Here is an 18,139-nt window from a genome sequence, read left to right on the forward strand (position 1 = left end):
ATTTCATGTCTGAAACCGATCGCAATTAAGATGATGAGCTAATTTTTACGTCGATTAAGATCGAATGCTGAAAGATGCCCCATTTTAATTGACCAAAGAAGCATCCTTCTTTCACTTGGATGTATCCCGATGAATAACGATCTCGCCAAAAGATCCGCAATGTGCAGCTCTCGGCAATTCATCGAATTCCTTCGATAAACACTGATAGAATGATAGCCATTCTCATTCAATGCTTGTTGCGGGAGTCGCGCGAAAGACATCGTACGCCTGATCGCGGCCGCCTTATTTCAGTTTATCGCTCACTCATGTCAATGACCGAACCGCACCACCAGCAACTGGGAACGCTTTACAGCGATCACCATGGCTGGCTCAAGGCATGGCTGCGCAATAAGCTAGGGTGTGCGGCGGATGCTGCCGATCTGGCGCAAGATACTTTTCTCCGTCTGCTGAATCGCGAAGAGAGCGGGCACGCCACCAAGACCGCCGGTTTGCGCGAACCGCGCGCCTATCTGACGCGCATCGCTCAAGGTCTGGTGATCGATCACTGGCGACGGCGCGATGTGGAACATGCTTACCTGGACGCGTTGGACGGCATGCCCGAAGCCGAAGTACCGTCACCCGAAACGCGTCTGTTGATCATCGAGACACTGGTGCGTATCGATGCCGCCTTGCATGCGCTGAAACCGCGCGCGAGAAAGGCATTCTTGCTGGCGCAGCTGGATGGCCTGAGCGGACCAGCCATCGCCGAACAACTCGGCGTATCGCTGGCGACCGTCGAGCGCGATTTGAATGCCGCCTGGCAGCAATGCTATCGGGTCTATTTCCAGTGAATTTTTCAGCCACTGCCCCATCCGTACCCATCATCGAACAGCAACTGGTGGACGAAGCGATTGCCTGGGGCGTGCGCTTGCGTCTGCGCGTCGCCAATGCGGCAGAGCTGCAGGCATTTCAGGCATGGCGCAACGCCGACCCAAGACATGAAGCAGCCTGGCGCCGCATCGAGGCCATGCAACACGATATGCAGCAGCATGTGTCGACCTTGCCTCCGCAGATGGCGGGACAGGTGCTGGCGACCAGCGCCCAAAACGCGGCACAGCGCAAAGGCAGGCGTACCGCCATCAAATTGATACTGACAGGTACATTGGTCGGCACCGGCATCTACGCCGGCCGGGATAGCGCCTGGATGCAAATGGTGACGGCAGACTACAGCACCGGCATCGGTCGCCGGCAGACGGTGCAACTCAATGACGGCACCGAGCTGGTACTCAATACCGACACCGCCATCAATGTGCGCTACGAAGCCGGCCGCCGGATGATTGAAGTCCGGCGCGGCGAAATTCTGGTGACCACCGGCCGCGATGAGCTTTCACCGAAGTTGCGGCCGTTTATGGTCGACACCAGCGACGGCATGATGCTGGCCAAGGGCACCAAATTCATGGTGCGCAAGGACGCAGCACAGACCCGCCTGACGGTATTGGAGCACGCGGTCGAACTCAGCAGCCGCGAGGCATCCGGCACAGTGCTGGCGAGGGCCGGCGACAGTTATTACATGTCGCGCACGGCTATCTGGAAAGCCGATGCGGCCGACTTCGATCCGGTCGCATGGACCGAAGGCCTGATCGCCGCGCGCGAGATGCGCATGGATCATTTTGTGGCCGAATTGTCGCGCTATCGTCCCGGCTTGCTGAGATGCGATCCCGCGGTTGCCGGCTTGCCCGTGTCCGGCATCTTCCAACTGCAGGATACCGATCGCACACTGGAAGTCTTGCTGGCCACCCAAGCTGTTGCCGCCCTGTACCGCACACGCTATTGGGTGACGATCATTCCGCGACAGCCGGTCTGATTAAGGAAATCGGCAGCGGGCAATGGCGAAAAGAATTTTGAAAATAAGTGAGGGGATTGGCGAACTGCTGCGGCATACAAGTTAGGAAACCTTAACTTGTAGCTCAACTCATCGAAAAGCCCATGTCTATCCGAAATCCACTGCGTTTTCATCTGCAGCGTTCAACTGCTCCGGTCGTTCCAGTCGTCGCCTCTCAACTTCCTCTCAAGCGTCCGCTGGCGCACGCAGTCGGCGGCGCCATGCTGTTGCTGGCATTCGGCCTGCCTATGGCGCAATCCGCGTTGGCGCAGACCTCCGGCAACACCGGCGCGGCAGCGCATAATTTTCGTATTGCAGCAGGATCACTGGATGCTGCGCTCGACCGCTTTGCGCGCGAAGCCCGTATCACCCTGACCTATGATGCCGCCGCATTGCGCGGCTTGCGTGCGCCAGAACTCAATGGCAGCTATACCGTGGATGCCGGCCTCACTGCACTGCTGGTCGGCAGCGGCATGACGGCCGTACGCCTGGCCGGTGGCGAATACGCGGTGCGAGCAGCAACAACTGCTGCCGGCGATGCGGCCGCTGCATCGAGTCAGTTGCCGACGATTACCGTCAAGGACAACGCCGACGCCGAAACCGGCCTGTCGCCCGTGGCCGGCAACGTCGCGCGCGTCAGCCGCGTCGGCACCAAGACCGATACCGCGCTGAAGGAAACGCCGCAAGCGATCTCGGTCATCACGCGCGACCAGATGGATGCGCAAGGGGTGGAAAGCATCGCCGAAGGTCTGCGTTACACACCCGGCGTGGTCGCGCAATACGGCAATACCGACTTGCGCTACGACTGGCTGACAGTGCGCGGCTTCGTGCCCGGCCGTTATCTGGATGGTCTGCGTTTACCATTTGGCGCGCGCGGCTACTCCCAGCCGCGCATCGAGCCTTTTGGCCTGGAGCGGGTTGAAGTGCTGAAGGGCCCGAGCTCGCTGCTGTATGGGCAAGCCAATCCGGGTGGTCTGGTGAATATGGTGAGCAAGCGTCCGACCACCGACACCGTGCGTGAAGTGGAACTGCAATACGGCAGCTATAACCGCAAGCAGATCGGCATCGATCTGGGCGGCAAGATCGATGAAGCAGGCGAACTGAGTTATCGCTTCGTCGCCCTCGGCCGCAAGAGCGACACCGCCTACGATTACGTGAGTGAAGAAAAGACGTACATCGCGCCATCGCTGACCTGGCGTCCGAATGCCGATACCAGACTGACCCTGCTGGCGCAGTATCAGAAAATCGATTCCAAAGGGGGCGGCGGTGCGCCGGTGCTGACAGCCAACGGCACGCTGTATACCAGCCGTTACGCCGCGCTTGATCGCAGCAGCTTTGCCGGCGAACCGAACTTCGATCGCTTTACCAACGAACAGTATTTTCTCGGCTACGAGCTTGAGCATAATCTGAACGACAACTGGAGCCTGCGCCAGAATCTGCGTTACGGCGAAGTCGATGCCGACACCAGGCGCGTGCAGGTGTATTGCCGTACCGCCGCCTGCGATCCGGCCAATCTCGGGCGCTACGCCTGGGCCTTCCCGGAGAAATCGCGTCTGTTCACCGTCGACAATCAGCTGCAAGGCAAATTCAACGCTGGCGCCACGCGCCACACTTTGCTGGTCGGCGTCGATTACTCATCGGAACGCACTGTCTACGACGAAACCACGCTCAGTCTGCTGAGCGGCGTCTTCAACGCTTATGCTCCGGTCTACGGCACCTACAGCGGCGCGGTGCCGCCTGTCGCCACGCACATCGAACAGGATCGCGATCAGCTCGGCGCCTACGTGCAAGACCAGATCAGGCTGGAGCGCTGGACCCTGGTCGCCGGTGGCCGTTACGACTGGGCCGACACCAGCACCCGCACTGTGACCTCTGCCGCGCGCAGCTCGGTCAAGCAAAGCGACAGCGCCTTCACCGGTCGCCTCGGTCTGCTCTACAGCTTCGACAACGGCATCACGCCCTATGTCAGCTATTCGACTTCATTCCAGCCGACGGTCGGCACCAGCCGCACGCTGGAAGCTTTCAAACCGACCAAGGGCCAGCAATATGAAGCCGGCCTCAAATATCAGCCGGACGGATCGAAGACCATGGTCACGCTCTCGGCGTATCAGCTGACGCAGCAGAACGTCACCACACCCGATCCGCTCAACACCAGTTTCAACGAGCAGACCGGCGAAGTGCGCGTGCGCGGTCTCGAACTGGAAGGCAAGATGCAATTGCAGAAGGGACTGGATCTGATTGCCTCCTACGGCTATACCGACAGCAAGATCACCAAGGCCAATCCGACCTCCGCAGGTGTCAATATCACCGGCAATCGTCTGGCTTTCGTGCCGCGCAATCAGGCCAGCGCCTGGCTTGATTACACAGTGCAAAACTCCGACCTGGCCGGTCTCGGCGCAGGTGTCGGGGCGCGTTATCTGGGCGAGAATTTCGGCGATAACGCCAACGTTTATCACATGCCCGGCGTAACCTTGTTCGACGCCGCCTTGCGCTACGACTTCGGCAAGCTCAACCCGCAACTGAAGGGACTGAGAATGGCGCTGAACGCTTCCAATATTTTCAACAAGACCTACGTCGCGGCCTGCCTCGGCACTACCGGTTGCTACTACGGCGATGGCCGCAGCGTCTATCTGACGATGAAATATGGTTGGTGATGCAGGGTTCGCAGAGGCGGGCTGATCGATTGTGTTCACCGTAAAAAAAGGCCCGGTGTTATGCCGGGCCTTTTGATTTTGTAGCGCTGAAATTCGGTGCAGCGGGATTTGATGCATATGTGCGTGAAATCGCCGGCCGCGTTCACCATCATCCTGATCGGCGGAATCAATGCTGCCGGCGTTGAGGCGCAGGCCGCAACACTCTGCATGCGCCGCTCCGATCAGAAGGTGTGGCGGACGCCTGTCATCACGCCGAACTGATTCATGCCGGCACCGACGCTGCCGCCTACATCCAGAGCGATCGCTGCCGTGCCTGCATTCTTCATGTAGCCGACGGAGGTGTACAGCGCAGTGCGCTTGGAGAGGTTATAGGTGAGACGCGCCACCGACAGCGTCGACTTGTTGACGCTGCCCTTGACGTTCAGACGCGCCACTTGTGCGTCCAGCACCAGCGCCACGCTGATCGGATACGACGCACCGATGTAATACAGATCGGAGTCGGTATTCACTGCGGCCGCTGCGCGCGTCTTGCGATCCATCACGCCCAGGCCGATCTTGGTGTTGCCCAGCATCGCATAGCCGTTCAGCGTGATGCGCTGATCGGTGTTGTCGCTGCTGGTCAGCCCGTTGGCGGCGCCGGTATTGCCGTACAGGATGTCGTAGGAGCCTGATACACCGAAGCTCTGGCTGTCGTAAGCCAGCATGCCGGTCACCTGGCGGCAGGCCTTGGCATTGCCGGCCACTTCGCCGGCACAGCCGGTTGCGCCGGCGCCGCCGGTGGCGGAGGTGTCGCGGCCGAAACTGTAGGTGGCGCCGACGGTAAGGCCGGAGAAAGTGCCGAGGTAGCCGATCGCATTATCGCTGCGGGCGTTCGGGATATACGCATCGATGCTGCTCATGGAGAAGATGTTCGGACCCATCACGTCCGATTTGGCTGCGACCAGATAGGTCATGTTGACCTGGCGGCCCAGCATGATGGTGCCGTAGTTGTTCTTCAGGCCGACATAAGACTGGCGCCCGAAAATGCGATTGCCCTGACCCATCGCGCCGCTGTCCACCGCGAAACCGGATTCCAGCACAAACAGCGCCTGCAGCCCGCCGCCCAGATCTTCGATGCCCTTGAAGCCGATGCGCGAAGGAAATGATGCGGTCAGGCCCGGCATCTTCAGTGCCGAGTTGCCGGCGGCATTGGCATTGGTGGTATAGACGACGCCGGTATCGACGATGCCGTAAATCGACACCTGGCTTTGCGCCAGTACCGGTTGCGCGCAGGCGATGCCCAGCAAGAAAAAAGTGCTGCAGACTAATTTGTTCATGATCTTCCCCATTTGAATGAAATTACCAAGTCGATTCTTGACGACGCCCGCCAGCATTCAGATTTGTACCGTTAAGTACAAAAAAATTGGCGCCCGCAGATCGCACCGGCCGCGTGTTTGGCATCGCTGCCGATGCGCGGTGTTGCCCAAGGATTTTTAAGTCTTGCCATCAGGCTTGCGCTGAAGGCCTTATCACTTGTCGGAGCGATCTTAGTGAAATCGGGAAGTGAAAAATATCCGCCGCTTGCACGTTACGGGCACAGGAATATCCGTTTTTTACGTTTGATTTTCGGTCGGAAAATGCTGGTGCAATGCGCGCTCGTTTCTGTGCGGCCTGCATGATTTTGTACGCGACAGCGAGCTGACTTCTGACCCGCGCATGTTCTTTTTCGTGATGAGGAATACGGCTTGTGAATGCCCATCGGAATCACATTGTGAGTGGATCAGATAGGTATCAGGTGCGCATCAGGAACGCGTCAGGAGTTCATCAAAAGAGGCGCTGCAATGTGCGCCGCCTGATGCAGGCGAAGGTCGGAAACCTTGAACACCGAGACTGTCTTGTTCAGTCGGTCGGCCTGTTCTTCCAGGGATTGCGCCGCCGCCGCAACCTGTTCTACCAATGCCGCGTTTTGCTGCGTACCTTGATCCATCTGGGCAATCGCGGCTGCAATTTTTTCAATGCCGTGGCGCTGTGCGACCGAGCTTGTGCTGATGGCACTGACGATGGCGGAGACATCGCCGATCGACTGCTGCGCCTGATCGACCGTGCTTCTGACCTCATGCGCCTGGCGCTGGCCATCTTGCACCAGACCTGCCGAGGCATCGATCAGGCCGCGGATCTCCTTGGCTGCAGTGGATGAGCGGTGCGCAAGATTGCGGACTTCGCTGGCCACCACCGCAAAGCCGCGACCTTGTGCGCCCGCGCGCGCCGCTTCGACAGCTGCGTTGAGCGCCAGGATGTTGGTCTGAAACGCGATGCCGTCGATCAGCGCCGTGATCTCTGAAATCTTCTTTGAGCTTTGATCGATTCTGGCAATCGTCTCGCTCATATTCTGCATCGCCTTGCTGCCTGACAACGCCAGCGTGTGGGCGCTGTCCGCCAGTGCATTGGCGCGCAGCGCATCGTCGGTATTGTGGCGAATCGCCTCGCTCAGCGCTTGCATGCTGTGCGCGGTCTGCTCCAGCGCAGCGGCCTGTTGCTCGGTGCGTATCGACAGATCGAGATTGCCGGCGGCGATCTCGCGCGTGGCGGTGCTTACCGATGCGCTGGAGTGCATGACGCTGACCACCGCGCCTTCCACCCGCTGCAGAAAGCCGTCGAAGGCCTTGGCCGAGTGGCCGAACTCATCGCGACGCGGACTGGCGGAGCGCTTGGAAAAATCGAGGAAGGACGCCATCTCGCGAAACTTGTTGGTCTGCCTATGCAAGCCGCCACACACCACCGTCACCAGATGACGCGCGGCGATCCACGCGATCAGAATCCCGACTAGCGTCAAGCCGACTATGCTGCAGGTCAGCACCGTGATCAGATCACGCTCGGCCGTGCCCTGCAGGCTGCGCATGAGCACCATGGCGCACACGCCCATGCAGCACAGGATCAGGCTGGTCAGACCGAAAGCCAGTCTGATCTTGAACTGAAGCGAGCGGAAATAATGATGCATCGCAGCCCTTCGCGTATAGGTGGTGGAGTGTTGCGGCAGCAGGTCGCCGGATTGCAGGCGGCCGGCTATTGCGCGATACAAATTGTGCGCAGCGCCAGTTGAGCTGATGCTAGTGGAGCGGCGCTGAAAGGAATATCCGGCGCTTGCAGATGGGGCTGCGGGCTTTATCCGTTTCTGGCGGATACGGGGATGCCGAGGGGGACTTATAAAGCACGCGCACAACAACGGGCACAACACGGCTCGCCGCATGGTGCCGGCGAGCTGTGTTCAGGGAAGAGGCAAAGGATGTCGAAGCAGAGGGTGTTGATGCAGCCGAACAATCAGCGCGCAGCGACGCGCGTCTGTTTCGGCAATTCGCCGAAGCGTTCGCGATAGTAGGCCGAGAAGCGGCCGAGGTGGCCGAAACCGAATTCGAAAGCAGTATCGGTGATGTTGGCGCCGGGATGCGTCAGCAGCCGTTCGCGCACCGCATCCAGGCGGATGTTGCGCAGCAAGTCCATGGGCGCCACACCGTGATGCTGATGGCACAGACCATTCAGAGCACGCACGCTGACACCGGCGGCGTTGGCCAGATCGGCCAGCGACAAGGGCGCGCACAGTCGGGTCTTGATGTATTTCTCCAGCATGTCCAGGCGTTGCAGCTTGCCGGCGCCGACCAGATTTTCAGCCGATTCATTCGCTGCCAGGCCGGCCGCAGTCGGCGGTGCAGTGTAAGTGCTGGTCAGTTGCGATAGAAGAAACTGCGCGGCGCCGCGTTCGAAATGATTGATCCACGCACTGTGGCCCTCGTGCTCGCCCGGCAGCGCCAGTACGCGCAGCAGCGATTGCACCAGCAGATCCCAGTGCGGCACCGCTCGTTCCGGCAACATGAACAAAGAAGGAATGCCGGGATGCACGGCCTGACCCTGCGCGCTGAGTTCATCGAACAGCGCCAGCGGCACCTTGAGGATCAACTGTTCCGAACCGGCTTGCCACCACAGACGCAAATTCCGTTTTGGTGCAATCAGGGCGGTCTTGCCTTGCGGGATGCACACTTTTTGTCCGTCCGCCTCGATCTCGGCGGTGCCGCTCAAGGTCATGTGGACCAGCGCAAAACCATCGAACAGACGCGGCCGCACCACCACCTCGGCGCCGTATTTCAACATGAAGATCTGCAACTGCTGGATCGCCGCCTTGAACAGCACGGTATCAACGTCGTCGCCCTTCCAGAACAGATCATGCTCGGATAACTCGTTGGCGACCTGAGCGTGGCAATCCACCTTTCTGCTCGACTGAAACACACGGTGTCGATAGAGCGGAGCCAGGCTTAATGAGTGGCTTAGGTTCTGCATGTTTAACCTCTTAACGATGTCCCGCCGAATGGGATGGGAGGACGATAGAGAGTGGAATGTTGCGGACTTGCCTGCTCGCTTGAACGCGCTTTTGGATGCAGGATGAAGTCAAGTGGCTGGTTTGACTCAAGTCAAGTTTTGAAGCAATTGCGGTGCATTGATGCGCCTGCCGTCAGCAATTTTCGTGCCCGCATCGGCGTGAAAACTCAGGAGCGAGTCTGTATGCGCGCCCGTGTCTGCGCATCAGCTGCCGTTGCAGCATGGCTGTTTCAATGGCGCGAACACAAGGTCAAACATCGTTTGCAGGATGGCTGGTGTTGCATCTGGGAAGGATGCGCGCTGTGCTTGTTGCCGCGTATTGTTGCATGCGTTGCCGCAGACATTGCCGCGTGCGCAAGGCTCTCGCTGCTGAACAGATTCATCCCGGTCTCCTGATATTTAGCGCTTATTTTCCCGATCATAGGAAGAAAACTTGGCATTTGTCCAAGACCATTTGTGCTGCCCTGCATACCTATTGGGTATGGCGCAGTGCGATGGCGGCGTGCTGCCAGGCGCAGCGGGAGTGGTGCGGCGCGGCACGTGATGGTGCGTGCAAGAAACGGATAGCCCGGCCCTGCAAGCTTGCAAACGGCGGATATTGTCGCGCAGGCGCTTTCCCTATGATGAGGTATCTGCTGGCCGAGGCATCGGCCGGTCTTTACCAAGGAATGAGGAAAAGCTTCATGCACACAACTACCCGGCTTGAGCAGGAAGGCTATGCGCCCTTGCTGCAGTTCCCGCGCACGGACGGCTCGCGCACTCCCTATAAGGTGTACAGCTCGCAGGAAGTCTATGACCTTGAGCAGGAGCGCATCTATCGCGGCGAGACCTGGAGCTTCCTGGCGCTTGAGGCGGAAATCCCGAACAACGGCGACTTCAAAAGCACCTTTGTCGGCGATACGCCGGTGGTTGTCACCCGCACTGAAGACGGCGCGCTGGCGGCCTGGGTCAACAAATGCGCACACCGCGGCGCCATCGTTTGCCGCACACCGCGCGGTAACGCCACCTCGCATAGCTGCGCCTATCACCAATGGAGCTTCGACACCCGCGGCAATCTGCTGGGCGTGCCGTTCCGTCGCGGTCAGAAGGGCGCCGCCGGCATGGCCAAGGACTTCGATCCCAAATGTCACGGCTTGCGCCAGCTGCGCGTGGAAAGCTATCGCGGCCTGGTGTTCGCCAGCTTCAGCGCCACGGTGGAACCGCTGGCCGATTACATCGGCGCCGAAATGCGGCCCTGGATCGACCGCATCTTCCACAAGCCCATCGTCTACCTGGGTTGCACGCGCCAGTATTCCAAGTCGAACTGGAAGCTGTATCTGGAAAATGTGAAAGATCCCTATCACGCCAGTCTGCTGCACCTGTTCCATACCACCTTCAATATCTTCCGCGTGGGCATGAAGGCGCGCTCCATCGCCGACAAGCATCACGGTCTGCACAGCATCATCACCGCCACCAAGAACGAGGCCGAAACTTCGGACGCCTACAAAGAGCAGGCGATCCGCTCCTTCGATGAAGGCTTCGCGCTGGAAGATCCTTCCGTGCTGGGCCAGATCAAGGAATACGAAGAGATGACCACCAACCACATCCAGCCGATCTTTCCGCAACTGGTGGTGCAGCAGATCCACAACACCCTGGTGGCGCGTCAGTTGCTGCCGAAGGGGCCGGGCAACTTCGAACTGATTTTCCACTTCTTCGGTTACGCCGACGACACTCCGGAGCTGCGTGCCTTGCGCATCAAGCAAGCCAATCTGGTGGGGCCGGCCGGCTATATCTCGATGGAAGATACCGAGGCGACCGAGCTGGTGCAGCGCGGCACCGCGCGCGATCCGAATGACTGCTCGGTGATGGACATGTCGCGCGACAAGCCGGACCAGGAAGACACGCTGATCACCGAGAGCCTGATCCGCAAGTTCTGGCTCGGTTACCAGAAGCTGATGGGCTTCGAGCGCATTGAAAAAGCATAACGAGGCACACGAGATGGAAAAAATGACATTGTGGTTTGAACTCCACCAACTGCAGGAAAGCTATATCCACGCGCTCGACAACGATCGCCTGGAAGACTGGCCGGAGTTCTTCACCGACGACTGCCTGTACGAAATCGTCCCGCGCGAAAACGTCGACGCCGGCCTGCCGATCGGAATCATTTATTGCGACAGCAAGAAGATGCTGCGCGACCGCGTGCTGTCGCTGCGTCACGCCAATATCTATGAAGAGCATACCTACCGGCACATGACCTCGGGGCTGATCTTCAAGGAAGTGGATGCCGAAACGGTGGAAGCCGAATCCAGCTACGTGGTGATCCAGACCTTGCAGAACGGCGAATCCTTCGTCTATCAGGCCGGCCGCTATATGGATCGGGTCGTGAAGACCGCCGCCGGTTGGCGCTATGCCAGCCGCCGGGTGATCTACGACACGCTGCGCGTGCAGACGCTGCTGGCGACACCGATCTGAGGATGCAGCGATGAGCGATTGGTTTGATGTCGGCGACGCCGGCGATTTTGCCGACGGCGAAGTGGCACCCGCCATGGCCGGCGGCCAGCCGGTGGCGGTATTTCGCATCGGCGAGGAATTGTTTGCACTGAAGGATCTGTGCACACACGGCAATGCCAGATTGTCCGACGGCTATGTCGAAGACGGCTGTGTCGAATGTCCCTTGCATCAGGGCCTGTTCGATATCCGCAGCGGCGCCGCGCGCTGTGCGCCGGTGACCGAGGCGGTGCGCAGTTTCCCGGTGCGGGTGGTGGCCGGGCGGGTGGAAGTCGGGATGGCGGCGCAGGCGCAGAACGAGAGCGCACCCGTGGTGCGCAAATTGCACGCGCGGATTGCCGGCATCACGCGCGCGGCGCCGGATGTCGCCGTGCTGGAGCTGCACTGCCAGGCCGAGGCCGATTCCGGCGCCGAGACCTTCGTCTATCAGGCCGGGCAATACGTGGACGTGCTGCTGGACGATGGCCAGCGCCGCAGCTATTCGATGGCGACGCCGGCGGCGGCCAGCGCCGGTTTGCATACGATCGAGTTGCATGTTCGTCATCTGCCGGGCGGCTTGTTTACCGACCGTGTCTTCAATGGCATGCAGGCCGGCGACATGCTGCAGCTGGAAGGGCCGGGCGGCAGCTTCTATCTGCGCGAGGGCGATGCCCCCCTGGTGCTGCTGGCCAGTGGCACGGGATTTGCTCCGATCAAGGCGCTGGTAGAAGAGGCCATCGCCAACAACATCAGCAGGCCGATGCGGCTGTATTGGGGCGGGCGCAGACAGGCCGATCTGTACATGGATGTTTTGTGTCGCGAGTGGGCTGCGCGCTTTCCCTGGTTTGAATATGTGCCGGTCTTGTCCGAGCCCGATATCCCGGCCGGCAAGCATGCTCAGTCAGATCAGCAGGATGAGGCCGGCACGCCGGCTTGCGCCTGGTCCGGACGTACCGGCTTTGTGCATCTGGCCGTCATGCAGGATCTGCCGGATCTGCGGCGCTATCAGGTGTATGCCTGCGGTGCGCCGGTCGTGGTCGAATCGGCGCGTCGGGATTTCACTGCCCGCTGCGGTCTGGCCGATGCCGATTTTTTTGCCGATGCTTTTTTATCGAAGGCCGATGGCCGGACTTGAATTCAGAAGTGAGCGCCGGCTATCAACAGCCGCACATGGCGGTGTTGATCTGCATCGCCATCCTCATTTTTCTCCACGCAATTTCCATTCACTTTCAGGAGTTTTGGCATGAATCGAATAACAACAATAGCGGGCGCGGCTTTGCTGACGATGGCAATGAGCGCGCAGGCGGCGGATGTCGTCAAGATCGGTTTCCTGACCACCTTGAGCGGCCCGGCAAGTGCACCTGGCGTCGATGAGCGCGATGGCTTCACGCTGGCCCTGAAAACACTGGGTGGAAAACTGGGCGGCGTGCGCGCCGAGGTGATCACCGTGGATGACCAGTTCAGCCCTGACGCCGCCAAGCAGGGCGCGGATCGTTTGCTCAAGCGCGAGAAGGTCGACATTCTGACCGGCTTCGTCTATTCCAACATTCTGCTGGCGGTGGCGCCGGCCGCCTTCGCCAGCAAGACCGTGGTGATCAGCGCCAATGCCGCGCCGGCGCAATTCGCCGGCGCCGGCTGTTCGCCGTATTTCTTCAGCGCCAGTTATCAGAACGATGCCACCCACGAAGCCGCCGGCAAGCTGATGGCCGACAAGGGCTACAAGCGCGTGGCGATCATCGCGCCCAACTATCCGGCCGGCAAGGATGCTTCAGCGGGCTTCAAGCGCTTCCTGAAAAAAGAACCTGCACTGGAGCTGTTCCCCAAACTGGGCCAGCTCGACTTCGCCACCGAGATTGCACAACTGCGCGCCGCCAATATCGACGCCCTGTACTTCTTCCTGCCGGGCGGCATGGGCGTGAACTTCGTCAAGCAATACTCGGCGGCCGGCATGGATCCCAAGATCGTGCGCGTGATGCCGGCTTACGATGCCGACCAGCAAATGCTGTCCAACGGCGATCTGATCGCCGGCGTCGCCAACACCGGACAATGGTCGTCCGATTTGCCGAACGAGCAAAACCGCGCCTTCGTCAGCGCCTTCGTCAAGGAATACGGTCATCAGCCGTCGATGTATGCCTCCCAGGCCTACGATGCAGCGATGCTGATCGACAGCGCCGTCAAAGCGGTCGGCGGCAAGGTGGAAAACCGGGAAGCCCTGATCGCCGCCATCAAGGCTGCCAACTTCAAGTCGGTACGGGGCGGCTTCAGGTTCGCGGCCAATCATTATCCGATCCAGAATCAATATGCGCGTGTGGTCACCAAGGGCGCCGACGGCAAATACGTCAACAACATGACGCAGACGCTGCTGACCGATCACGTCGACGCCTATGTCGGCGAATGCAAGATGCAATAAGGGACGATCTTGGCCAATCTGATTTTTGAGCAGGTGCTCAACAGCCTGCAGTTCGGCGTCATGCTGTTCCTGATCGCCTCGGGATTGACGCTGATCTTCGGCGTGATGAATTTCGTCAATCTGGCGCACGGCAGCTTCTTCATGATCGGCGCTTATCTGGCGGCCTGCATCGCCGGCGTTACCGGTTCCTTCTGGCTGGGTTTGCTGGGCGCGCTGCCGGCCACGGCGGCGCTCGGCTTTCTGCTTGAATGGCTGGTGTTTCGCCGGCTGTACAAGAAGGATCACATGGTGCACGTGCTGGCCACCTTCGCCCTCATCCTGATTTTCAATGATGGCGTACGCATGATCTGGGGCCCGCAACCGCTGCCGCTGAACATGCCGGCGGCGTTCGCCGGCCCGGTCATGCTGTTCGGTCTGCCGTACTCCAGTTTCCGTTTGCTGGTGATGGCGGTCGGCATTGCAGTTGCCATCGCTCTGTATTTTCTGATCAACCGCACCCGGCTCGGCATGTGGGTGCGCGCCGGCTCCAACAATCTGGAAATGGTCACCGCCATGGGCATCAACATCCGCCTGTTGTTCCGGCTGGTGTTCAGCTTCGGCCTGGTGCTGGCGGCACTGGCCGGCATCATGCTCGGACCGCTGGTGGCAGTGCAGGCCGGCATGGGCGACGACGTACTGATTCTTGCCTTCGTGGTGGTGGTGATCGGCGGCATCGGCTCGGTGCCGGGCGCGGCCATCGGCGCCCTGATCGTGGGCGTGGTCGATACCCTGGGCCGTGGCTTGCTGCCGCCGCTGTTCTCGCTGTTTCTCAGCGCCGATGCCGCCGCTTCAGTCGGACCGGCGCTGGGCTCGATGATGATTTATCTGGTCATGATCGCGGTGCTGTTCTGGCGTCCCAGCGGTTTGTTTCCCGCTCGTTCCTGAGGATTTTCATGCAACGTCTGTTTTTGCTGTTACTTGTGGTGCTGGCGATCTTGTTGCCGGTGCTGGCGCAGGCCGCCGGGCTGGATTACTACATCGGCGTTCTCACACGCATCCTGATTTTCGCGATGGTCGCGTCGAGTCTGAATTTCATTCTCGGCTACGGCGGCATGGTCAGCTTCGGTCATGCGGTGTTCTTCGGTCTGGGCGCCTATGTCACAGGGATCGCCAGTTTTCACGGCATCACCAGCGCCTGGCTGATCTGGCTGATCGCAGCGCTGGTCAGCGCACTGGCCGGGCTGGGCATCGGCATCATCGCCCTGCGTACGCGCGCGGTCTACTTCATCATGATCACGATGGCGCTGGCGCAATTGTTCTATTACTTTTTCGTCGGCCTGCGCTACTACGGCGGCGATGACGGACTGCAGATCAATGGCCGTCCGGGCATCGGTTTCGGTCTCGACATCAGCGGCGACAACGGTTTCTACTGGCTTGTGCTGGCCTGGTTGCTGGCGGTGCATGTATTGCTGGCGTGCTTGCTGCAATCGCGCTTCGGCCTGGCGCTCAATGCCATGCGCGAGAACGAACGACGCGCGCAGGCCATCGGCTATCCGACCTTGCGTTACAAGCTGGCGGCTTTCGTGATTGCGGCGGTGATTGCCGGCATCGCCGGCAGTCTGATCGGCATGAACAATCTGTTCGCCAGTCCCAAGCTGCTGCACTGGTCGCAGTCGGGCATTCTGCTGGTGATGGTGGCGCTGGGCGGCGTCGGTTATTTCTACGGCGGCATTCTGGGCGCGGCGGTGTTCCTGCTGCTGGAAGAAATGCTGTCCACCCATTTTGAATACTGGCAAATCTACGTCGGACTGATCTTGCTGCTGGTGGTGATGGTAGCGCCGCGCGGTGTCAGTTCGCTGATGAGCATCGGCAAGTCCTTGAAGCAGGGGGAACAACATGGCGCATGAGATATCGTTGCCAGCGTCTGCATCCGCGTTGACGGTAAAGGGACTGAAGAAAAGTTATGGCGGTCTCTATGCCACGCGCGATGTACAACTGGCGATCCAGGCGGGACATGTCCACGCCATCATCGGCCCCAACGGCGCCGGCAAGACCACTTTGCTGTCGCTGCTGTCGGGCGCTTTGGCGGCGGATGCCGGCGAGATCTTCCTGTTCGGCGAAGCCATGCATGAGCGCGCAGAACAGGCGCGCGTGAGCGCCGGCCTGACGCGTTCGTTCCAGATCACCAGCGTGTTCGACGAACTGAGCGTGCTGCAGAATCTGCAGGTCGCGGTGCAGCGTCAGCAACACGCCGGTTTCGGTTTCTTCCGCAGCAGCGCGCGGGATCAGGCGGCCAAAGACGCAGCGCTGGCGGTGGCGCGACGCGTCGGCCTGGAAAAGTCTGCGCATCAGTTGTCCTCGCAGTTGTCGCACGGCGCGCGCCGGCGTCTCGACGTCGGTCTGGCGATTGCCTGCAAGCCGCGCGTGTTGCTGATGGATGAGCCCATGGCCGGCATGGGGCATGAAGAGTCGGGCGAGATGATTGAACTGATTCAGTCGCTCAAGAAGGAGCTGACGGTGGTGCTGGTGGAGCACGACATGGATGCCGTGTTCGCACTGGCCGATCGCATCACGGTGCTGGTCCAGGGCGCGGTGCTGGCGACCGGCAGCGTGGATGAAATTCGCGCCAATGCCGAGGTCAGGCTGGCCTATCTGGGCGAAGACGAAAGCGAACATGAAAGCCGGCATGAAGGCCGACACGAAAGCGCCGGGAGCAAGACGGCGCACAGCGAGGAAGTGCCATGAGCAAATTGCTAGAGGTGGCCGGCCTGACCGGCGGCTACGGTTCCAGTCAGGTGCTGTTCGGCATCGACATGCAGGTCAATGAAGGCGAAGTGGTGACGCTGCTCGGTCGCAACGGCATGGGCAAGACCACCACCTTGCGCACGATCCTGGGTTTGAATCGTCCGACCGGCGGCGAAGTGCGGTTTCGCGGCCAGCCGATTCACGCCCACAGCGCCGACCACATCGCGCGACGCGGCATCGCCATCGTTCCGGAGGGACGGCAGATTTTCAAGAATCTGAGCGTGGAAGAAAATCTTTCGGCCTTCGCTGCGCGCCGCAACGGTCGCGACAATCCCTGGACGCTGGAGAAGATCTATCTGCAATTTCCGCGCCTCAGGGAGCGCCGCAGCAACGGCGGCGGCCAGCTTTCCGGCGGCGAGCAGCAGATGCTGGCGATCGGCCGGGCGCTGATGACCAATCCGCATCTGCTGATTCTCGACGAAGCCACCGAAGGACTGGCGCCGCTGGTGCGCGAGGAAATCTGGTCGTGCCTGAAGGCGCTGCGCGAGTATGGCCTGACCATCATCGTGATCGACAAATACATCAAGCGCCTGATCGGTTTTGCCGACCGTCACACCATTCTCGAAAAGGGCAAGGTGGTGTGGCAGGGCGACTCCGCGCAATTATCGGCACAGCCCGATTTGTGGGATCGTTATCTGAGCGTCTAGGCTTGCTTGCGGGATTGCACATCGCCCCATCCACGAACAGATCAATGGCCGCGAGGCCGCACAGGACAGTTTATGCATCAGAGCACATCGAAGATTGAAACCACGCAATTGCGCGTCATCTGCGCCGAGCAGGATTGCGAAGCCGGCTATAACCTGAAGGCTGCCTTCCCTGATTTCCCTGAGGTCTTGCAGGCCTGGCAGAAGGCCAGCGCCGAAATCGCGCCATCCATGCTCAGCGATGCGCATATCGCCTACGGTGCGCAGCCTTTGCAGACCTTCGATGTCTACCGCGCCGCCGGCGCCGATCGTCCCTTGCTGGTGTTCATTCACGGCGGCTACTGGCAGGGCGGCGACAAGAGCGACATCGGCTTCATCGCCGCGCCCTATGTGCGCGCCGGCATCAGCGTCGCCGTCATGAATTATTCGCTGGCGCCGCAAGCCGGCATCGAACAGATGACTGCGGAAGTACACGCCATGCTCAGGCACATCAAAGGCATGGCCTCGCAACTCGGCATCGATACCGGCCGCATCTCGCTGATGGGGCATTCGGCCGGCGGTCATTTGGCCGCGTATGTCGCGGCCGACCTTGCTGCCGACAATGCGGCTGCTTCGAACCCGCAAGCGCTAAAGGCGGTGTTCGCCATCAGCGGTCTGTTCGATCTGTTGCCGCTGATTCCTACCTCGCTGAACAAGGCCCTGACGCTCGATACCCGGCGCGCCGAGCAACTGAGCCCGGTGCTGATGGCGGGGCCATCAGGCACCCGTGTGCACACCATCATCGGCGAGCATGAAACCGGGCAGTTCCACATTCAGGCTGCCGTGATCGCCAATTGCTGGCCGCAAGTCGTGGCGCACCATGTCGTGCCCGCGACCCATCACTACACGGTGCTGTGGCCGCTGGCCGATGCCGACAGCCCCGTGTGTCAGGCGGTGATCGCGGAAATACTGGCTTGAGCATCAAAGCGCAGAC

At 60.3% G+C, this 18,139-nt stretch carries 17 protein-coding genes; 14 read left to right on the top strand and 3 right to left on the bottom strand.

Annotated elements, in window-relative coordinates:
* The first annotated feature begins 305 nt into the window (after positions 1–305).
* The 3 genes from PQR62_RS13885 (at position 306) to PQR62_RS13895 (ending at position 4,515) form a co-directional block, all read left to right on the top strand.
* Positions 306–830, top strand: a complete 525-nt coding sequence (locus PQR62_RS13885) for a sigma-70 family RNA polymerase sigma factor (protein ID WP_408158559.1) — start codon at positions 306–308, stop codon at positions 828–830.
* Complete coding sequence (locus tag PQR62_RS13890) at positions 827–1,843, top strand: FecR domain-containing protein (protein WP_408158560.1); 1,017 nt, start codon at positions 827–829, stop codon at positions 1,841–1,843. Before PQR62_RS13885 ends, PQR62_RS13890 begins: the two co-directional genes overlap by 4 nt.
* Before the next feature lie 122 nt (positions 1,844–1,965).
* Positions 1,966–4,515 (top strand): TonB-dependent siderophore receptor, encoded by a 2,550-nt coding sequence (locus tag PQR62_RS13895; protein WP_408158561.1) that lies wholly within the window; start codon positions 1,966–1,968, stop codon positions 4,513–4,515.
* Between the two features lie 221 nt (positions 4,516–4,736).
* On the opposite strand, the gene PQR62_RS13900 is transcribed toward PQR62_RS13895, so the two are convergent.
* Positions 4,737–5,831, bottom strand: a complete 1,095-nt coding sequence (locus tag PQR62_RS13900) for a porin (RefSeq protein WP_408158562.1) — start codon at positions 5,829–5,831, stop codon at positions 4,737–4,739.
* 117 nt (positions 5,832–5,948) lie between these two features.
* On the opposite strand from PQR62_RS13900, the gene PQR62_RS13905 reads away from it, so the two are divergent.
* The gene (locus tag PQR62_RS13905; RefSeq protein WP_408158563.1) at positions 5,949–6,173 is read left to right on the top strand and encodes a hypothetical protein; all 225 of its coding nucleotides are present in this window, start codon (positions 5,949–5,951) and stop codon (positions 6,171–6,173) included.
* A 134-nt stretch (positions 6,174–6,307) separates the two neighbouring features.
* Here PQR62_RS13905 and PQR62_RS13910 read toward each other — a convergent pair whose 3' ends face one another.
* Both PQR62_RS13910 and PQR62_RS13915 read right to left on the bottom strand, forming a co-directional pair.
* The gene (locus tag PQR62_RS13910) at positions 6,308–7,573 is read right to left on the bottom strand and encodes a methyl-accepting chemotaxis protein (protein WP_408158564.1); all 1,266 of its coding nucleotides are present in this window, start codon (positions 7,571–7,573) and stop codon (positions 6,308–6,310) included.
* Positions 7,574–7,812: 239 nt separating this feature from the next.
* Positions 7,813–8,823 carry an AraC family transcriptional regulator gene (locus PQR62_RS13915; protein WP_408158565.1) on the bottom strand — a complete coding sequence of 337 codons (1,011 nt, stop codon included), beginning with the start codon at positions 8,821–8,823 and terminating at the stop codon, positions 7,813–7,815.
* Between the two features lie 102 nt (positions 8,824–8,925).
* On the opposite strand from PQR62_RS13915, the gene PQR62_RS13920 reads away from it, so the two are divergent.
* The 10 genes from PQR62_RS13920 (at position 8,926) to PQR62_RS13965 (ending at position 18,123) form a co-directional block, all read left to right on the top strand.
* The gene (locus PQR62_RS13920; RefSeq protein WP_408158566.1) at positions 8,926–9,258 is read left to right on the top strand and encodes a hypothetical protein; all 333 of its coding nucleotides are present in this window, start codon (positions 8,926–8,928) and stop codon (positions 9,256–9,258) included.
* Positions 9,259–9,545: 287 nt separating this feature from the next.
* Complete coding sequence (gene andAc / locus PQR62_RS13925) at positions 9,546–10,826, top strand: anthranilate 1,2-dioxygenase large subunit AndAc (protein ID WP_408158567.1); 1,281 nt, start codon at positions 9,546–9,548, stop codon at positions 10,824–10,826.
* A gap of 13 nt (positions 10,827–10,839) precedes the next feature.
* Entirely contained in the window at positions 10,840–11,313 is a 474-nt protein-coding gene (gene andAd / locus PQR62_RS13930; RefSeq protein WP_408158568.1) for an anthranilate 1,2-dioxygenase small subunit AndAd, read from the top strand.
* A 10-nt stretch (positions 11,314–11,323) separates the two neighbouring features.
* A complete protein-coding gene (gene andAb, locus PQR62_RS13935; RefSeq protein ID WP_408158569.1) occupies positions 11,324–12,463 on the top strand; it encodes an anthranilate 1,2-dioxygenase ferredoxin subunit AndAb in 1,140 nt (379 codons plus the stop codon).
* Between the two features lie 108 nt (positions 12,464–12,571).
* A complete protein-coding gene (locus tag PQR62_RS13940; protein ID WP_408158570.1) occupies positions 12,572–13,738 on the top strand; it encodes an ABC transporter substrate-binding protein in 1,167 nt (388 codons plus the stop codon).
* 9 nt (positions 13,739–13,747) lie between these two features.
* A complete protein-coding gene (locus PQR62_RS13945) occupies positions 13,748–14,662 on the top strand; it encodes a branched-chain amino acid ABC transporter permease (protein WP_408158571.1) in 915 nt (304 codons plus the stop codon).
* 8 nt (positions 14,663–14,670) lie between these two features.
* The gene (locus tag PQR62_RS13950) at positions 14,671–15,624 is read left to right on the top strand and encodes a branched-chain amino acid ABC transporter permease (RefSeq protein WP_408158572.1); all 954 of its coding nucleotides are present in this window, start codon (positions 14,671–14,673) and stop codon (positions 15,622–15,624) included.
* Positions 15,614–16,462, top strand: coding sequence for an ABC transporter ATP-binding protein (locus tag PQR62_RS13955; RefSeq protein WP_408158573.1), 849 nt, complete (start codon positions 15,614–15,616; stop codon positions 16,460–16,462). Before PQR62_RS13950 ends, PQR62_RS13955 begins: the two co-directional genes overlap by 11 nt.
* Positions 16,459–17,169: an ABC transporter ATP-binding protein gene (locus PQR62_RS13960; protein ID WP_408158574.1), complete on the top strand. Its 711-nt coding sequence runs from the start codon at positions 16,459–16,461 to the stop codon at positions 17,167–17,169. Before PQR62_RS13955 ends, PQR62_RS13960 begins: the two co-directional genes overlap by 4 nt.
* Before the next feature lie 72 nt (positions 17,170–17,241).
* The gene (locus PQR62_RS13965) at positions 17,242–18,123 is read left to right on the top strand and encodes an alpha/beta hydrolase (protein ID WP_408158575.1); all 882 of its coding nucleotides are present in this window, start codon (positions 17,242–17,244) and stop codon (positions 18,121–18,123) included.
* Positions 18,124–18,139 lie beyond the last annotated feature (16 nt).

The sequence above is a fragment of the Herbaspirillum lusitanum genome (assembly GCF_046025995.1).
In the GTDB taxonomy this organism is placed as follows: Bacteria; Pseudomonadota; Gammaproteobacteria; order Burkholderiales; family Burkholderiaceae_D; genus Herbaspirillum; species Herbaspirillum lusitanum_A.